Consider the following 16,873-nt stretch of genomic DNA (forward strand, 5'->3'; position numbering starts at 1 on the left):
CCGACCGGCGGCCAGGGGAGCCGGCTCCGGTCACCCCAGCACCCCCGGCTGCTCGTAGTCAACCCAGGTCTCCCGGGTGGACAGCGCGCGCCGGACCAGGCGCGCGTCGGCCACGGCGTCGGCAATGGACACAGCCGGGGTCCGATCATCGCGCACCGCTTCGACGAAGTCGCGCTCCTGCGCGACCATCGCCTGCGCGTAGGTGAGCGGCGGCCTGCCGCCTCGGTAGCTTGTGGACACCGGGTCACTGTCCGCTATCACCGGCAGGTCGACCCGGCGGCCGTCGTCCCAGAGCAGGCTGGCCGTCAACTCCTCCTCGCCTGGCTGGTCGTCCGCCCACGCGGCGTGGTACCGGACCACCAGCCCTTCGCGCGTCCGCACGGTCGTCGTCCCGGTGTCGTCGCCGGCGAACCGGTCCGCGCCGAAGCGCTGCCTGCCCCGGTCACCTGATCCTGAGTGGTACAGGAGGTGCGGTGTGTGCGGCACGAGCGCCTGCGCGATCCGTGACATGTGCGGGTACAGATCCGGCACGACTCCCGCGTCCGACGTGTCCCAGAAGTGCGACGCGTGCGGGATGCCGTCGCGACGGCGCCAGGTCACGTGCAGCCGGGTCGGTTCGTCGTCCCACTGTCCGCGCAGGTCGTCGGCACCGAGCGCGTGCACGAACGGCGACGCGATAGCGACCGGCACGCGTGCGCGGCGGGCCGCGGCGTCGATGCGGGCGACCGCTTCGGGGGTCGGGGCGGCGGGTTTCTCCAGGAGGACGGGGAGTCCGGCCTCGATTGCTTGCAAGGCCATGGCTTCGTGCGACCGCGGGGGCGTGGCGATGATGACCGCGTCCACGTCAAGTGCTTCCCGTGCGGCGGTCTGCGTGGGATAGACGGGCAGCTGCGGGACGAACCGCGCGCCGTCTGCTTCGACCAGGTAGCCGCGCTCGCGCCACTCGGTGTGCAGCACGTTCGGGTCGACGACGTCGAGCCAGTCTCGGGCTTGTTCTCGCGCGAGTTCGACGAGGCCGACCAGGGTCACGCCCTCGGACGCCAGGGAGGCGAGGGCGGGGAGGTGGTGTTCCCGTCCCTGCTTGCCGAAGCCGGCGAGCAAGACCCGGGTGCACTCGCGGGGACTCACAGCGTCACCACCGGCTTCCTGATCGCGCCGGACGCCGCCGCTTCGAACGCCTCGCCCACCTCGGCCAGGTCGAACGACTCGCCGACGAGGTCGGCCACGTCGAGGCCGCCGCCGATCAGGTCGGCGGCGGTTCTCATGTACCGCAGCTTCAGGTCCAGGTCGCGCCAGTGCAGCGTTCGGAGCTGGATGGCGCGACCACAGATCGCGTGCCAGTCCATGACCACCCCGCCGGGCGGGTAGCCCGCGATGCCGACCGTGCCGCCGACCCGCGCGAAGGTCGGCGCCGCCGCCATCATGGCCTCGGCCCCGGAGGCTTCCAGGACGACCGCCGCGCCCGCGCCGCCGGTGTCCGCCAAGACGCGTCGCCGGGCGTCGTCGGTGCCGTTCGACACGTCGACGGCGATGGTCCGCGGCTGCTTTTCCGCGCGTGCCAAGGACTCCGCGTCGCGGCCCAGGACGTACACGGCGGGCAGGTCCGGGTACCGCGCGGCGAGACAGCGGCGGATGAGCGTGCCGAGTGTCCCGGTTCCGCCACTGATGACCACCGTGTCGGTGGTGTCGACGCCGACCTCGTGGACGGCTCCGATAGCACAGGCGGTCAGCTCCGTGAGGATCCCGCCCGCCAATCCCGGTCGCGTCGGGACGAATTGGCGCGCGGGCACCGCCACGTACTCGGCGCAACCGTGGATGGGTTCGTCGTAGGGCACGCCCCAGGTGCCGACCTGGACAGCAGTCACGTCCGCGCCGACCTCGACCACTTGGCCGTAGACCTCGTGGCCGAAGCGCATCGGCTTCGTCAGGGCGGCCCTGCCGGTGTAGCGATCGACCTCGGAGGCGCACAGCGCCACTTGCGCCACCTTGACCAGGATCTCGTCCGCGGCGACACCGGGGATGTCCCAGTTGGTGACCTCGACCGCCCGCGGGCCGAACATCGTCGCGCCGCGCATACGAGAACCTCCGATTGTCGATCCGACATGTGTAGTGAATAGCCAGCCGTCATCTACCGGATCGGGTGCGGTCCTCGTGATCGTTCCGTTCGGCTCGAGCGAGGGCGGTCCGCCACAGTTCGGCGATTTGGTTGAGCGCCGCGTCGAGCGGTCCGACGAACCCCGTCAACGTCCATCCGGGGGGTGGGACCAGGTCGATCGGCCACATGCTGTAGCACTTCATGTCGTTGACGATGACGTGGAAGTATTCGCGATAATCGGCCAACCGCATGCGCTTTCCCGGGCAGGAGAATAGTTCTTCGAAAACGGACGACCGAAGCCTAGCGCGACTTGGTTCAACCACGGTTACGTGCGGTCGAAGCCTACAGGGCGGTCGATGCGCCACCACCACACGCGTTCGGCCAGCGGCGGCGCGGCCACGTCGTCAGTCGATGTTCCGGATCAGTTTCGCCCGCACCGCCTTCTTGATCGCGTCGACGCGCGACACCGCACCCAATTTCCCGTAGATGTTGGTGAGGTGCCGTTTGACCGTGCCCTCGCTGATGCACAGGCGGGCGGCGACCTGGGCATTGCTCATCGCCGCGGCGACCAGCTCGAGCACTTGGAGTTCCCGGGCCGACAGGAGCGTCCGCTGCCGGTCCTGGCGTTCGAGTGACTCGAGGGTGCCCCTGGGGACCGACAGCAGGACGTTGTCCCGACTGCGGCTCACTGACCGGACCGCCGAGATGAGCTCCTCGCGGCCGATGTTCTTCATGAGGTAGGCGGCGGCCCCGCTCTCCAGCAGACCACGCACGATCGCGGGCTCGTTGTGCATGGTGAGGATGATGACCGCGGTCTCCGGCGAGCTGGTGGCGACCTGGGAGATCACCGCCTTGGCACCGGGCCCCGGCATCTCCACGTCCAGCAGCAGGACGTCGGGGCGGTGCTGCCGGACCAGATCCACCGCCTCGTGGCCGGTGCGCGCCTCGCCGATGATCTCGAAGCCCGGGTCCGTGGACAGCAGTTCCCGGAGCCCTTGGCGGAACAGGGTGTGGTCGTCGCTCAGCGCGATGGTGACCTGGTGACCGCCGGCGCCGGTCACGAGGTAGGTCCGAAGTGCGCGATGTGGATCGAGATGACCGTTCCTTTCCCGGGCGCGCTGTCGATGTCGAGCGTTCCGTCCAGCAGTTCCAGGCGTTCTCGCATGGACCACAGCCCGACCCCGGTCGCCTGGGACATGGCCGCGGTGACGTCGAACCCGCGACCGTCGTCGTGCACCATCGCGCGGATCCCGTGGGCGTCGGCGGCGACGACGACCTCCAAGTTCCGCGCGCCCGCGTGCAGGACGGTGTTGCGGATGGCCTCCCGGAGCACGAAGTACAACTCCTGGCTCACCTCGCCCGGCACGGTGAGGTCACCGGTCACCGAGAGCCCCGCGCGGATGTCTGCCGGCACCTGCCAGCTGAGGTAGGCGGACAGGGCACGCTCCAGCCCGCCGGTCTCGACGGCCGATTCGCGGAGTTCCCTGGCGAGATTCCGAACCACGTCAAGGGCTTCGCGCATCGCGGCTTGGGCCGACTCGAGCCGCTTCGTGGCCATCGGCGGATCGCTGTGCTGGTAGGCCTCGTGCAGTTCCAGTTGCTGAAGGGCCACGCCGACCGCGTGCGCGGCCTGGTCGTGCAACTCCCGGGCGATGCGGTGCCGCTCGTCCCGGTGGGAACCGCTGACCTTCTTGAGCAGGAAGCTGGCGTACGACACGGCACCCAGGCCGAACCGGTGCAGGATCGACGCGTGCAGGCTCGTCGCCGCCCGCAGTGTCGCCGCCCGCTCGTCGGTACTCCGTGCCCGGGACTCGCGGTAGACGACCGGCAGCAGCACGTCGAACATGATGGCGGCGACCTTCAAGGACTCGACGGGGCGCACGCCGTGATCCGCCCTGCTGACACCGATCTCGGTGCTGAGCGTCAGCGCGGCCTGGTGCCCGCTCGGCGCGAAGTCGACACCCGCGATGTCCGCCGCGACGTCGTCCAGCACCGAGTCGGCCTGCCGCCAGAGTTGCGCGGCCCGCTCGCCATTGGCGGCGAGGGGGCTGCGCACCGCCACCAAGCGCTGCCGAAACGACTCGAGGACATCGTGCCGGACCGCGGCGGAGAAAATCGGATCGTCGTCGTTCGCCACGTATGACAGGACAATCACCCCCCAGTTGGGGAGATCTTATCCCATTCGATGCCGGTGTGCCTTGGCCCACAGCGATTGCGGCCCGACCGTTCAGGCAAACTGCAAACAGGTGAACAGCGTGAGGTGCGCGGCGTACTGCGTGGTCATGAACACCTGATATGGCCGCCGTTTGGTCGACCGGCCGCCGGTACCGGCGGAGCCGAGCGCGACGAGCGCGAGCGCGACCGAACCGACGGCCACGACGATGGCGACCGGCAGCAGGTACCCGGACGCCGAGGCGCAGGCGACGAACGCCCACCCCACCAGGCTGGCCGCCACCGCCATGACGACCCGGGCGGGCTGTTCCCCCAGCAGCACCGGCAGGGTTCGCCTGCCCGCGAGGCGATCGCCGACGGCGTCCGCCAAGTCTTTGGTGGAACCGGCGAAACCCATCCACAGCGACATCATGGCGCCGAACAGCAGGACCGGTCCCGGCAGCACGGATACACCGGCGACGGCCCACCCGGCGAGGTAGGTCAGCAGGCCGAGGGCGATCACCGCGATCGCGAAGCCTGCCATGGTCCGCTTGAGGGGACGCGGTCCCATGGAGTAGGCCCAGCCGACGGCCAGCATCAGCGCCACGATGACCAGCATCGTCACCGAGACCGCCGCGCCGAGCACGAGTCCGGCCGCCGCGAGCAGCCACACAACCCGGGTCGCGGTGTCCGGATCGAGGTCGCCGCGCGCGATCGGCCGGGCTAACCCGTTCGCGCGGTCCTCCACCACGTCCGCCACCCCGTTGAGCAGGTAGATCGCCCAAGTGGTCGCCAGCCAGGCCAGCGCCCCGGTGGCGACGCGGGCAGCCGGGACCTCGTCGGCCGCCGTCCCCGCCAGGCACACCCCGGCGAGCAGCCGGAGCAGGAAGACGACTTGGACCACGGGCCGCGCCTCGCGCCAGGCGAGTCGCACCGACCAGATCCACCAGCGTGGGATGGCCAGTTCACGTGACCGGACCAGCACGACCATGGTTCCCCCAAGTGACCATCGAATGATCCTTCTCCAGTGATGTGCTCAATGGTGATCTGCATACCCCGTACCCACCTCGCTCAGACGTGCAATCGCCACTACGACCTTCGTGACATCGAGAGCACCACCATCGACCCGAGTCCCTCCACCGTTCCGGGGCGCGATCTCTCGCCCCCTGAATCGCTCGACTTAAAGTCGGTCAGGTGAGTGGGGCGGTACTAAAATCGATGACGACTGGGGCTGATCATCCGGTGTTCGAGTTGGTGGCGGGTCACGATTCCGGAACCGTCTTCGCACGGTTCTTCGGTGATTTCACGCTGCTCGTCGGCGGCCGCGAGGTGAACCGCTGGCAGGCGGGCAAGGCCCGGGAACTGTTCCAGTACCTCCTGCTTAACCGCGGTCAGGTAGTACACCGCGAGCACCTCTTCGAGGTACTGTGGCCAGGCCGCACGTGGTCACCGACCACGAGTTCGCTCAAGGTGGCCGCGCATTCCGTCCGGCGGATCCTCGACGACGCCCCCGGTGCGGGTCGGGCACGACCGGCTCACATCACCAGCCAGGACCACGGCTACGCGCTGCACGCCGACGGCGTCCGGCTGGACGTCGACGAACTCGACGCGAGCATGGCGGCGGGCCACGACGCCGAGGGACGTGGCGAGAGCGACCTGGCCCGCGCCGCGTACCGCCGGGTCGGCGACCTGCACACCGGCGACTTCCTGGCCGCGCAGCGGGCCGACTGGATCACCGAGCGGCGCCAGTTCCACCGCTCCGCCGCCCTGCACGCCCTGGCCTGGCTCCGCGACGACGCGCTGCGCCGACACGCGGACGCCGAGGTCATCCGCCTGTGCGGGCGCATCCTCGGCATCGATCCCTGCAATGAGGAGGCGTACCAGACGCTGATCCTCATCCACGGCAGGCGAGGCGAACTCGGTCAGGTGCGCGAGTGGCACCGGCTCTGCGTCCGGCGCCTGCTGGGCGATCTCGACCTGAACCCGTCCGAGACCACCCAGCGGATATTCGCGCGCGCGGTGCGCGGCGAGCTGCGCACCGCCTCGCGGTCGTTCACCCAGGCTCTGGCAACCACCTCGGCTTGACGATTCCCAGCCATTCCGTCGAAAAGGAGAATTCCGTGCTCATGGTCAACGACGTCGGCGTGGACACGCGGGTCGAGCCGTCCTCCGCACATGGAGAATGGTCTCGACGACTCGTCGACCTGAACCGCGACGAACTGGCGCAGCACGCCCAGTACGTCGAGAAGTCGGCGAGTGAGCTCGGCGTCTGGGAGCGGGGCGGGTACATCCCGCTCCAGCCGTTCCTGGTGAGCACCGCGGCGCGGAGGCACCTGCAGAGAGTCCACTCAGGACTCAAACAGCTGCAGGTCGGGTACGCGTCGGACGTCGCGCAGGGCGACGCGCGCCGGCTGGCCGACGCCGTCGGCTGGAGCCCAGCGGAGAGCTGGTTCCTCGGCGCGAAGCGACCGCTCGCGGACGCCCTCGGCGCCAGTCGGTCCGATGTCTTCGTCGCCGGGGGTCGACCGCGGTTCCTGGAGATCAACATCGGAACGTGCCTGAACGGGAACATCTCGTCGTCCGTGCTCGGCGAGGTCTTCCCGAGCACCCCGGTCGGCTCGCAGATCGGCCAGGACCACCCCGTCGAGGGATCGTCCTATCTGGCCGAGCTGATCCGGTGGGTTCGGCGTGACCGGTCGGGTGGACCGGTCAACGTGGCCCTCCTCGGTTTCCGCGACGACGCCTCGGAGGCGTCGCTGCGCTGGGCCGACGAGCAGGCGGAGCGGTTCGCCGCGGTCGGGATCTGGTGCCAGTTCGTCCCGGTGGACGAGGCGGAGATCGTGGACGACACCCTCTGCTGGCGGAACAAGCGCTACGACGCCGCCATCCGCTACTTCATGGCGTCGGCGCGGGTCGCCGAGCACCGCGACTTCTTCCACGCGCTCGAACACGCCACGCGGACGACCCTGTACGGGTCGTACGTCTCCCAACTGTTCGCCAGCAAGACGCTACTGGCCGACCTCTACCAGAACGACCGGAACACGGCCAAGCAGCGGCGACTGCTGTCGTACCTGCCCTGGACCGCGCGGCTCGTCGAGCGGTACGCCCGGAAGGAGGGCATGCGGATCGATCCGATCGCTTGGGCGGCGGGGCACCGGTCAACGGCCGTTCTCAAACCGGGGAACCAGTTCGGCTCACGCGGCGTCGTGGTCGGTGCGCTGACGTCCGACGCCGAGTGGCGCGAGGCGCTGGCCGACGGGGTCCGCGCAGGCGACCACGTCGTGCAGGAACTCGTGGAGCCCGACACCTGGTCCTGCATGTACTGGCACATCGAGTCGGAGTCGCTCGTGCGCGTCGAATCCCCGGTTCTGCTCGGCCAGTTCGATGTCAACGGAGCGGATGGCGGGTGTCACGTCCAGCAGCCGATCAAGGGTAGCGAGGTGGATCTCCTTACCCGTGACCGCGATGTCTCGCTCGGCTGCGTCATGTCCGCGTGAGCGGGCGGAGCCGTCCTGCTGGCCCCGGCACCCTCCCCCGTCGGTGGTGCCGATGAGCGCCACCGCAGGGGCCAGCCCGGCACCGGCTCCCACGCCGTGGGTCGCCACCACCGCGGCGCCTCACAGCACGACGTTGGTCGACGCCCCCTGTGCGTGGTTCACGACCATCGGGTTACCACCTGGGGTGTGTCGGAGGAAGATCCCCGAGTTGACCCCGTCCACCACGTAGGGGCCCAGCACGTACGTCACCGGCAGCCGCTTCACGCGTCCCGCCGCCGGGTCGTAGAAGTCCATGTCCAGCGGGTCGGCGTCGACGATCTGCTGGAGGACCGAGTCGCGATCGGCCGCGGCAGTCCTGAGCCGCTCGGCCCACTCGGCCGGATCGGTGTTGCGTCCGATGAGGACACCCTGCCCCGCGCACGAGTCGATCGGCTTGAGGACGAACGCCTCCCGCTGCCCGACGGCCAGGTCGAGCAGGTCATGTTCGCGATCGGCGAAGGACACCGCGCCGTGTTCGACGCGCCTGGTCCACGGTATGTGGGCGCGGACGAAGTCGCGGTCCGCTTCGGACAGGGGCACCGATTCCTCGCTCAACCAGGCGAAGACCAGCTTGCTGGACAGCGCCAGGCACGAGTCGGAGGCCAGGAAGACCGTGTCGGCGTGGGCGCGCGCGATACCGGCGAGCGGGATACCGGCATCCTGCCACGGCCCCGAGAGGAAGTGCTTCAACGCGATCGAGTACCGCCGGTCGGGTTCGTCGAAGAACTCCGGTTCGACGAAGGCGCTGTCGAACCCATGTGCTCGCAGGTATCGGGCCTCGGCCTCGAAGTAGCGCGCGTCGGCGATGTCGGACTCGCGCATCGACCCGACGATGGCCACCGACTCCGGCAGGTCTCGCGCCGCGCAGATCCGCCGGTAGAACTCCAGCCTGCTTCGGAACGGCTCCGGATCACCGTCCCCCGGCTCGAGCCCGTACAGCCTGCGGTAGGCCACGCGCAGGTGGTGGGTCGACACCGGGTCGGCGTTCGCCGCCCCGAAGTTGCACTCCAGGAAAACTGGTGTGCCACCGCTCAGCAGGACGTCGGACCGAACGTTGCACCCGGAGTACTCGATCTCGTGTGCCGTGCCGCCCGCGTTCAGCAGCGGCAGGTCCGCCAGGGACAGTCCAGTGCGGCGCGCCAACTCCGCCGGATCGCCGGTCAGCGCCCAGCACACCCGGCGCACCAGGTCCGCCAGCCGGAGGGCGGCGGAGTCCACCGCTGCTCGAACGGAATCGGCCAGCACCACCGGGCGGACCGGCACCAGCGCGCCTGCCGCGGCGAAGGGCAGTCCGGCGAGCTCGTCGACGAGCAGGCGGGCCGCGCGGCCCGCCTGCTCGTCACCGAACCCGGCCGCGATCGGGAGTTCGTGCCACCGGTCCACGGTCACCTCTCAGAACAGGAAGGCCAGGCGCCGGTCTTGGCGCAGCGCGTCGACGTCCAAGCCCTCTTCGGCCAGGATTGACCGCGCCATCGGCTTGATCTCGGACTTGTCGATGCCCGCCTCGGTCCGCAGGCGCTCCTTCTGCGCCGCGCTCAGCTCCTGGTACTGACCGGTCACGCCTTGCGCGACCAGTTCGTCCGCGAGCAGCACCTCGAACAGGTCGGTCAGCCGGAAGCGCGCGAGGTAGGTGGCGTTCGCGCCCTCCGTGCGCATTCGATCGCGGTAGCTGCTAGCGCCCACGTGGACGATGTCGTCATTGATCTGGACGTTGTCCGGGATGACGCGCTTGGTCGTGAAACCGTTGGCCCGCAGCACGACCTCCGCCATCATCGGTGTGTCGACGAGCCACCCGGTCCGGCGCACCTCGGGACCGAACCAGTTCCCGACGAGGTGGCGGCGGCGGGTGTTCACCGTCCGGCCGTTGTCGAAGACGTCGAGCAACCCGTCGTGCGGGTTGAGTTCCCTGTCGCCGTCCACGCCGAGCACCTGCTGGAGGTGGCGGTGGTGGTTGTCCTTGAAGATCCGGGAGATCGAGTACGGGGCGGCTCGGCCGACGTTCGTCGGCTCCAGCGCGTAGCTGTTCAGCGTCGTGTTCTCCGCTCGCAGCACCTCCCGGACGTCCTTGTTCCACACCACGAGCGGACTCATGGCGAATCCCCCGGGGTCATAGGTGAAGGCCGTGTGCGAGCCCACGTCGGCCGCGTGCGGGGCGAGCAGCTCGTCCCAGACGGCCGTCTTGAGCACGAAGCAGTCGGCATCCACCCAGCCGAACGCGCCGGAGGTGCCGTCCATCAACATCTCGTAGACGAGCTCGTTGTCGAACCGCTGTTCGTGGTTGAACACCGGACGTCCGGTACGGGCCAGGAAATCGATCTCCGCACCGCTCAGGTTCGTGCCGACGACCAGTACCTGCTGCTCCTGCGGCACGAACTCCAGGGCTTTCGCCGCGAAGTGCAAACCACCCGTCCGGAAGGTGAGCCCGAGCACGGTCGTGTCCGTGTCGAGCAGCCCGACGTCGGCGAGGAAGGCGGTGAACGCCTCCCGCACGGGCTTCTCGACGCTGTCGAGCTCCGCTTCCGACGCGACTCGTTCGATCGTCATGGATCACCTTCCGGTGTCGGGATCGCGTGCCTCGCGGACCGGGAGGTCACGCATCCGGGCGATGGGCGAGAGGAGCAAGAGCACGGAGGGCAGCAGGCCCATGGCCACGCACACCCACAGGGCACCCCTGGTGCCGAGCTGTTGGCCGAGCACACCACCGAGCAGAGCGCCGAGGGGGACGGCGCCGAACAGCACGAGCCGCATCGTGGCGGTCACTCGGCCGAGGGTCTCCGGCAGGCAGTAGTCCTGCCGGAACGCCCCGGCGACCGTGTTGTACACCGTGACGCCCAGGACCGGCACGATCGCGCCGACCGCGAACAGGGCCAACCCGGGCCCCGGTGTGGTCAGCGGCTGCAGCAGCGCGAAGGGCGCGGTGACGACCGCCGACGCCACCAGTGTGCGAGCGGTGCCCAGGAACGACGCGACGCGGCGGGCGATCAGCGCACCGATTAGCGCGCCCACCCCCCACAGCGCGAGCAGGGTCCCGGTCGTCCCGGGGTTCAGGCCCACCGTGCGCACCAGGAACACGACCACCAGGACCTCGGCCGCGCTCCCGGCGAAGTTGGCAAGCGCCGCGTTGACCGTCATCACGCGCAGGAACGCGTCGTGCGCGACGATCCGGACGCCTTCCCGGACGTCGTGGAGGAACCCCCGCCTCCGCACCCGTTCCACCGGTGCCCGGCCGCGGCGGATGCCGAGGAGACACGCGACGGAACAACCGAACCCGACCGCCGCCACGAACAAGCCGGTCGCGGGTCCGGCGGTCTGGGCCACCGCGCCGCCCAGGCTGGGTCCGAGGATGAGCGCGGCGGACTCGCTGGCTTGCAGCTTCGCGTTGCCCTCGATGAGCTCGTCCCGGGTGACCAGCGCGGGCCAGTACACGACGCTCGCGGTGCTGGAGAACACCCCGGCGGCGCCCACCAGCAGCGCCGCGAAAATCAGCAGCGGGACGGTGACCACCCCTGTCCACGCGGCGGTGGTGAGCCCCACGAGCACCGCAGCCGACACAGCGGCCGCGGTCATGAGCAGGGGTTTCGGCGGCACGCGGTCCACCAGCACACCCGCGGGCAGACCGATCAGCAGCCAGGGGGCCCAGGTCGCGGCCATGAGCACGCCCACGGTCACCGGTCCGGCGTGCAGCGAACTGAGGGCGAACAGGGGCAGGACCACGCCGACGACCGCCGTGCCGATCCGGTTGATCGTTTCGCCCAACCAGAAGAGTCCGTAGTCCCGCTGCCCGAGCAGGCCCGCGGTGAACCGTCGGCGCTTGGCGCGGCCCGCGGGCGCGGCGTCGGTCTGACCCGCGGGCACCGGGTCGCCCCCGTGGGCCACGACGGCGGCCGGGGAGCGGTCCTCGGTCATCTCGACCGACCGATCACCCGACGGCGCCCATCGGGAAGCGGTCCACATGGGACGGTGGACGGGCGGCGGGCGAGACTTCCACGCACGGACCCATTGAATACCGCGAAGCCCACGATGCCCCCCATCGCATTGTTCGGTCTCCTCAGGCAACCACGGCGAACATCACCTGTCAATGTGCCCACTAGACGGTGATCGACACCGTCCACGAAGCGGTTGCTGCGCCGTTCAGGTGAAGCGACAGGGCTCTCCTTGCCTGCCTGCGGGGGCACTGCTACGAAAGTATAGGGATAGCCTCCCGTTGTGGGGACTGGGGCTGGGACGAGTGAACTGAAAGGAATATGGTTCGCGTGGCAAACGAAAAGTTTGCAAAGCTCGGCAGCGGTGGCGATAGAAGCCAGCTGGCCGAGTTGGTGACGCGTACACACTATAATTCCGAAGAAATTCCACTCGCATTCGAGGCTGACCGGGACGTCGATTTGCCGTCGTGGGTGGCGGGCCACCGGGACGCGCTGCGCGCCGGGCTGCACGACAGGGGCGCGGTGCTCCTGCGGTCGCCGGGCAGACCGAGCTTCGAAGCGGTCGTCGACGCCTTCACCGAGGCGCTCGTCGACTACCGCGGCGGCGCGGCGATCCGGAGTCGCACGAACGACACCACCTACACCGCGAGCGAGTACCCGAATGAGCTGGAGATCAGGCAGCACAGCGAGTTCTGCTACTCCCACGACTGGCCGATGCTGCTTTTCTTCCACTGCGCGACCGCACCCGGTGATCGCGGGCAGACCCCGCTCACGGACAACCGCAAGGTCCTGAGGGAGATCCCGGCCGAGATCCGGGCGGAGTTCATCCGCCGCGGGCTCCTCTATGTCCGCGGCTACGGTTACAACCGGACGTGGCAGCGGTCGTACGAGACCGACAGCCGCCAGGAGGTCGAGGCGCTCTGCGCGGCGGAGGGCAGGCGGGCGGAGTGGGTCGGCGACGACCAGCTCCGCACCTACGAGACCCGACCCGCAACCGCGCGCCACCCGGTCACCGGTGAAGAGGTGTGGTTCAACTACGCGCACGGGTTCCACATCTCCCGGATGGACGACGGAATCCGCGATGTGCTCTCGACGTCGCCGGAGGACACCGACGAGCAGCTGTGGCCCAACAACGTCTTCTGGGCCGACGGCGGCGAGATCGATCCGGAGATCATCAACGTGGTCAACGACATCGTGGCGTCCTGCACGACGCAATTCGATTGGCAGGAAGGCGATACGCTCATCGTGGACAACATGTTGTGCGCCCACGGCCGACGCCCCTACACCGGACCGCGGCGCATCCTGTTGAAGATGGCGGAGTCGTACGCCGAAATCGCCGCGGAGAACAGGTGAACACCGACCAGCCGATCGCCTACGACCCGAGTCCCTTCCAGCGTTCGACATTCCACGCGCGGCCCCGGCACCTCCGAGCTGTTGTCGACATCCCCAAATCCACACCCGCGGAGCTGCGCGCGGTCATCGCGGCGGTCGTGGCGCGCGCCGGGGTGCTGACGGCTCGGCCAGTCACCGTCGACGGCCTCCTGGTGCCGCGACAGGAGCCGACGAGTCCGAGGTGGACGGACACCGGCGGCCGATCGCGGCTGACCGCGGGCACGCTGACGATCGAGGTCACCCCGACGGCGGCGGGCACTCGGCTGGTCGTCGAATGCGACCCCGCGTTCGCGGACGCCACGTCGATCGGACTGCTGTTCTCGGCCGTCGTGGGCCAAGCCCTCGGCGACGTGGACTTCTTCGACGTCGCGGCAGGGCACAACGCGATGGTGCGGTCCGGGGAACTCGCCGAGGAGACCGCCTTCTGGGCGGATCCCGCGCTGCGCGTCCCACCCGGAGCGCTCACCCTCGCCGAGGTAACCGGTCCCGCCGGTGCGGCAGACCTGGTTCCGGTCGAACTCGACTGGGAAGCGGCGCGGGTCGTGGCCGACCGGGCGGGCGCGGGCGTCGCGGACCTGGCGCACCTCGCGCTGGCCGTCGTCCTGCGCAGGATCGATCTGCCCGCACAGGCGCTCGGCATCACCGTCGACGCGCGCGAGGTGATGGGGCTGCCGGACGTGATCGGCCCCCTCACCCAGGTCGTGCCCGCGCCGTGGCGGCTGGACGTGACTGACGACGCGGTCACCGCGCTGCGCGCGCAAGCGCAGGAGCGGGCCCGGACGACGTCCATGGCGGGCGGTCCGGCACTCGACGATGAACCGCCTACCATCGTGCTCAACACCAGCGGTCCCGCGGTGCCACCGGGTTGGGAGCTGGTGTCCTGGTCATGTCCGGTCGACGGCCGGACCACGCTCGGCGCGCACCGGCGCGGGGAGGCACTGGTCCTGTCAGCCGAATCCGCCGACGCCGGTGTGCTGCTGTCCATGTGGGGTGCGCTACTGGCAGACCTGCTAAGGCGTCCGGAGACAGCTCTGCGCGATCTCGCCTTGGTACCGCCCGGGCAAGCGGACGAGCTCGCGCGCGAACTCACCGCCGAGGTCTCCCTCGCGCCATCGCTGGTGGAGCGGTTCAACGACCACGTCGCGGCCATCCCCGACGCGCCTGCCGTCCGCCACGGTGACACGACCTGGACCTACGCCGAGCTCGCCGGGCGTGTCGACGGCATCGCCACCGCGCTCGGTGAACTGGATCCCGGCGCGGTCGTCGCGGTGATCGCGGACCACGAGCCCGTCGCGCTCGCGGCGTTGCTCGCCACAGCCTTGCGAGGTGGCACTTTCCTGCCGCTCTCCCCCGACGAACCCGAAGCCCGGCTGCGGGACGCGGTCGAGCGCTCAGGTGCCCGTGTGGTGCTGGTCGGCACGCGGGCGCGGATCCCGGCGAACGGCCGGGCCATCGTGCTGTCGGAGGTGCGGGCCGGGACCCCGGGCGGTACCACTGCCGCGCCCGCGGACCCCGGGCGGCACGCGTACCTGCTGCGCACCTCCGGGTCGACCGGGGTGCCGAAGCTGGTCGGCATCCGCTGGTCCAGTGTGGACAACTACCTCCGCTGGGCGGCGACGGCGTGGCTCGCCGACGACGCCGAGATGCCGGTGCTGTCCAGCCCCGTCTTCGACGCCTCGCTCAAGCAGACGCTCGGCGTGCTATATGCGAGCAGGTGCGTGTGGATGCCAGCGTCCGATCGCCTCGACACCGCCGCCGTGCACGCCGAACTCGCCGCGGCGGGCGTTCCGCTGGTGCTGAACTGCGTGCCGAGCTACCTGGCGGTGCTGCTCGACTCGGCACCGGACCGGCTGCCGGTACGGCGGTTTCTGTGCGGCGGCGAGGTGCTCAAACCCACCGTGGTGACGCGGCTGCGCACCCAGTGGCCGGACGCGGAGGTGTGGAACCTCTACGGCCCCACCGAGGCCACGGCCACCGCGACGGCGGGGGTGGTCGTCGACCCCGACGACATCACCGTCGGCAGGCCGGTCGCCGGAGCCGGTGTGCTCGCCCTCGACGCGTTCCGCGGCGTGCTCCCCCGCGGCGTGCGGGGCGAACTCGCCATCACCGGCCCCGGGCTGGCCACCGGGTACGTCTCCGGGGACGGGTCCCCGTTCGTCCGCCTCGCCGTCGGCGAGCACCAGGTCCCGGCCTACCGCACGGGCGACATCGGCGTGGTGTCCACTTCGGGCACCGTGGCCGTGGTCGGTCGCGCCGACGACCAGGTCAAGGTCAACGGCTGGCGGATCGAGCTCGGCGAGGTGGAGGCCGCGGCGCTGCGCGCCGCCGGGGTGACCGGGGCCGCGGTGGCGCTGGACGACCGCGCGGGCGAACCGAGGCTGCGGCTGTTCGTGACCGGCAACGGGTCAGCGGTCGAGGAATCGCTGCGGACCACGCTGCCCGCGCCGATGATCCCCTCGTCGGTCACGGTGCTCGACCGGTTGGACACTACCCCGAGCGGCAAGGTGGACCGGCACGCGCTGCTGCGCCGCGTCGCGGCGACCGACGAGGGCGCGCCGCCGGAGTACGACACGGTGGAGCTGGAGGTCGCCACCGTGTGGCGCGACGTGGTGCGCCACGGCTGGCCCCGGGCCGACGACGACTTCTTCGGCGTCGGCGGCCACTCGCTCCTGCTGGCTCGCGTGGTCAACGTGCTGCGCTCCCGCGGCTACGAGCAGCTCTCGCTCCGCAAGGTAGTGCGCAGGCCGACCGTCGCCTCGATCGCCGCCGCGATGCGAACCCCGTCGCGGTCCGGTTCAGACTGACAGGGATCCGAGATGTCGCAAGACACACAGCGCCCGGTGACCGCCGACGACTTCCTGGCCGCGGCCTCGGCGCACCTGGGGGTCGACCCGCGCAGGTTGCCGATGGCGACCGAGGAACCCGCTGTCGAGGCCCCCCGCGTCCTCGTCGAGGACCCGGGGAACCTCACCGCCGACGAGGTGGATGCCCTGGCCGCGGGCTTCCACAGCCGGTTCGGCGTCGTCGCCTTCGAGTGCCGCGCCTACGACGTGCGGCCCGCGGTCCACCCGCTGATCCACATCGGGTCGGGGCTGCGCGACCGCGTGCCCTGCCGGTGGCCGGTCGCCAACTGGGAGGACGTGTCCGACGGCACGACGAAGATCTTCGACGCGGGCCCGCGCGACGGCGCGCCGCGCGCCCTGTCCAACCAGGCGCTCGCCGCGCACCAGGACGGGTGGGTGTCGCTGTCGGGCGTGCTCGCGGTCACCGGGCTGTGCGCCGACAGCGCGCCGTTGATGGCCGCCGCGACCTACATCCAGAACGTCGTCCGCCTCGCCCTCGACCTGTGGCGCCGGGACGAGCGCGCGTTCGCCCGGCTGGCCGACCCCGACGCCGTGGCGATCGTGCGGACGTCGGACGGCAAGCGGTGGACCTTCCCGGTGCTCGGGGTGAGCGGCGGCGGGCCGCGGGCGTTCTTCCGCGCCCCGAACGACGAGTTCGACGTCCTGCCCGGTTCGGCGGACCCGGATCTCGCCCGCGCGGTGGAGTTCCTGATCGAGCACACCCAACCGGATTCCCCGGGGTCGACCTACACCCGACTCGACCAGGCAGGCCGCGGTTTCTTACTGGACAACCACCAGTGCGTGCACGGGCGCACGGCGTTCGTGGACGCGGACGGGCACAAGCGCGTCATCGCGTCGAAGTGGTGGGCCAAAGACGACCGGTACCGGGACGTCCGCTGGGGTGCGCCGGAGGCCGTGCCGGGCCGGTGACCG

Annotated in this window: 14 protein-coding genes; 5 read left to right on the forward strand and 9 right to left on the reverse strand. The window is 70.2% G+C overall.

Annotation, left to right across the window (positions count from 1 at the left end):
- Positions 1–30: 30 nt before the first annotated feature.
- The 6 genes from H504_RS42095 to H504_RS0120505 form a co-directional block, all read right to left on the reverse strand.
- Positions 31–1,128, reverse strand: a complete 1,098-nt coding sequence (locus H504_RS42095; RefSeq protein ID WP_026424292.1) for a Gfo/Idh/MocA family protein — start codon at positions 1,126–1,128, stop codon at positions 31–33.
- Positions 1,125–2,075, reverse strand: coding sequence for a zinc-dependent alcohol dehydrogenase (locus H504_RS0120485; RefSeq protein ID WP_026424293.1), 951 nt, complete (start codon positions 2,073–2,075; stop codon positions 1,125–1,127). The genes H504_RS42095 and H504_RS0120485 overlap by 4 nt, the downstream gene beginning before the upstream one ends.
- 49 nt (positions 2,076–2,124) lie before the next feature.
- On the reverse strand, positions 2,125–2,346 hold the full coding sequence (locus tag H504_RS36130) for an MbtH family NRPS accessory protein (protein ID WP_035305095.1): 222 nt from the start codon (positions 2,344–2,346) through the stop codon (positions 2,125–2,127).
- A gap of 153 nt (positions 2,347–2,499) precedes the next feature.
- Positions 2,500–3,156 carry a response regulator transcription factor gene (locus H504_RS0120495; RefSeq protein WP_026424294.1) on the reverse strand — a complete coding sequence of 219 codons (657 nt, stop codon included), beginning with the start codon at positions 3,154–3,156 and terminating at the stop codon, positions 2,500–2,502.
- Entirely contained in the window at positions 3,153–4,232 is a 1,080-nt protein-coding gene (locus H504_RS0120500) for a sensor histidine kinase (RefSeq protein ID WP_035305097.1), read from the reverse strand. The genes H504_RS0120495 and H504_RS0120500 overlap by 4 nt, the downstream gene beginning before the upstream one ends.
- Positions 4,233–4,322: 90 nt before the next feature.
- Positions 4,323–5,237 (reverse strand): UbiA family prenyltransferase, encoded by a 915-nt coding sequence (locus H504_RS0120505; protein WP_051386076.1) that lies wholly within the window; start codon positions 5,235–5,237, stop codon positions 4,323–4,325.
- A gap of 203 nt (positions 5,238–5,440) precedes the next feature.
- Between H504_RS0120505 and H504_RS36135 the strand changes: the two genes are divergently transcribed.
- Together H504_RS36135 and H504_RS0120515 are read left to right on the forward strand one after the other, a co-directional pair.
- On the forward strand, positions 5,441–6,331 hold the full coding sequence (locus H504_RS36135; protein ID WP_245614383.1) for an AfsR/SARP family transcriptional regulator: 891 nt from the start codon (positions 5,441–5,443) through the stop codon (positions 6,329–6,331).
- A gap of 35 nt (positions 6,332–6,366) precedes the next feature.
- Entirely contained in the window at positions 6,367–7,743 is a 1,377-nt protein-coding gene (locus H504_RS0120515) for a hypothetical protein (RefSeq protein WP_026424297.1), read from the forward strand.
- Between the two features lie 120 nt (positions 7,744–7,863).
- Here H504_RS0120515 and H504_RS0120520 read toward each other — a convergent pair whose 3' ends face one another.
- The 3 genes from H504_RS0120520 to H504_RS36140 are packed head-to-tail and all read right to left on the reverse strand — an operon-like array spanning position 7,864 to position 11,688.
- Positions 7,864–9,171: a hypothetical protein gene (locus tag H504_RS0120520; protein WP_157440535.1), complete on the reverse strand. Its 1,308-nt coding sequence runs from the start codon at positions 9,169–9,171 to the stop codon at positions 7,864–7,866.
- Positions 9,172–9,174: 3 nt separating this feature from the next.
- On the reverse strand, positions 9,175–10,326 hold the full coding sequence (locus tag H504_RS0120525) for a hypothetical protein (protein ID WP_026424299.1): 1,152 nt from the start codon (positions 10,324–10,326) through the stop codon (positions 9,175–9,177).
- A gap of 3 nt (positions 10,327–10,329) precedes the next feature.
- A complete protein-coding gene (locus tag H504_RS36140) occupies positions 10,330–11,688 on the reverse strand; it encodes an MFS transporter (RefSeq protein ID WP_169735430.1) in 1,359 nt (452 codons plus the stop codon).
- A 338-nt stretch (positions 11,689–12,026) separates the two neighbouring features.
- On the opposite strand from H504_RS36140, the gene H504_RS36145 reads away from it, so the two are divergent.
- From H504_RS36145 to H504_RS0120545, 3 genes are read left to right on the forward strand one after another with little or no spacing between them, the layout of a single operon-like run.
- Positions 12,027–13,058, forward strand: a complete 1,032-nt coding sequence (locus H504_RS36145) for a TauD/TfdA family dioxygenase (RefSeq protein ID WP_084467944.1) — start codon at positions 12,027–12,029, stop codon at positions 13,056–13,058.
- Complete coding sequence (locus H504_RS0120540; RefSeq protein WP_026424300.1) at positions 13,055–15,901, forward strand: non-ribosomal peptide synthetase; 2,847 nt, start codon at positions 13,055–13,057, stop codon at positions 15,899–15,901. The genes H504_RS36145 and H504_RS0120540 overlap by 4 nt, the downstream gene beginning before the upstream one ends.
- 12 nt (positions 15,902–15,913) lie before the next feature.
- Complete coding sequence (locus tag H504_RS0120545) at positions 15,914–16,870, forward strand: TauD/TfdA family dioxygenase (RefSeq protein WP_084467946.1); 957 nt, start codon at positions 15,914–15,916, stop codon at positions 16,868–16,870.
- Positions 16,871–16,873 lie beyond the last annotated feature (3 nt).

The organism is Actinokineospora inagensis DSM 44258, from assembly GCF_000482865.1.
Lineage (GTDB): Bacteria > Actinomycetota > Actinomycetes > Mycobacteriales > Pseudonocardiaceae > Actinokineospora > Actinokineospora inagensis.

Coding starts and splice junctions, on each gene's coding strand:
- H504_RS0120525 (WP_026424299.1), bottom strand. CDS start 10,326: ATGACGATCGAACGAGTCGCGTCGGAAGCGGAGCTCGACAGCGTCGAG.
- H504_RS36130 (WP_035305095.1), bottom strand. CDS start 2,346: ATGCGGTTGGCCGATTATCGCGAATACTTCCACGTCATCGTCAACGAC.
- H504_RS0120545 (WP_084467946.1), top strand. CDS start 15,914: ATGTCGCAAGACACACAGCGCCCGGTGACCGCCGACGACTTCCTGGCC.
- H504_RS0120485 (WP_026424293.1), bottom strand. CDS start 2,075: ATGCGCGGCGCGACGATGTTCGGCCCGCGGGCGGTCGAGGTCACCAAC.
- H504_RS0120505 (WP_051386076.1), bottom strand. CDS start 5,237: ATGGTCGTGCTGGTCCGGTCACGTGAACTGGCCATCCCACGCTGGTGG.
- H504_RS36140 (WP_169735430.1), bottom strand. CDS start 11,688: ATGACCGAGGACCGCTCCCCGGCCGCCGTCGTGGCCCACGGGGGCGAC.
- H504_RS36145 (WP_084467944.1), top strand. CDS start 12,027: ATGGTTCGCGTGGCAAACGAAAAGTTTGCAAAGCTCGGCAGCGGTGGC.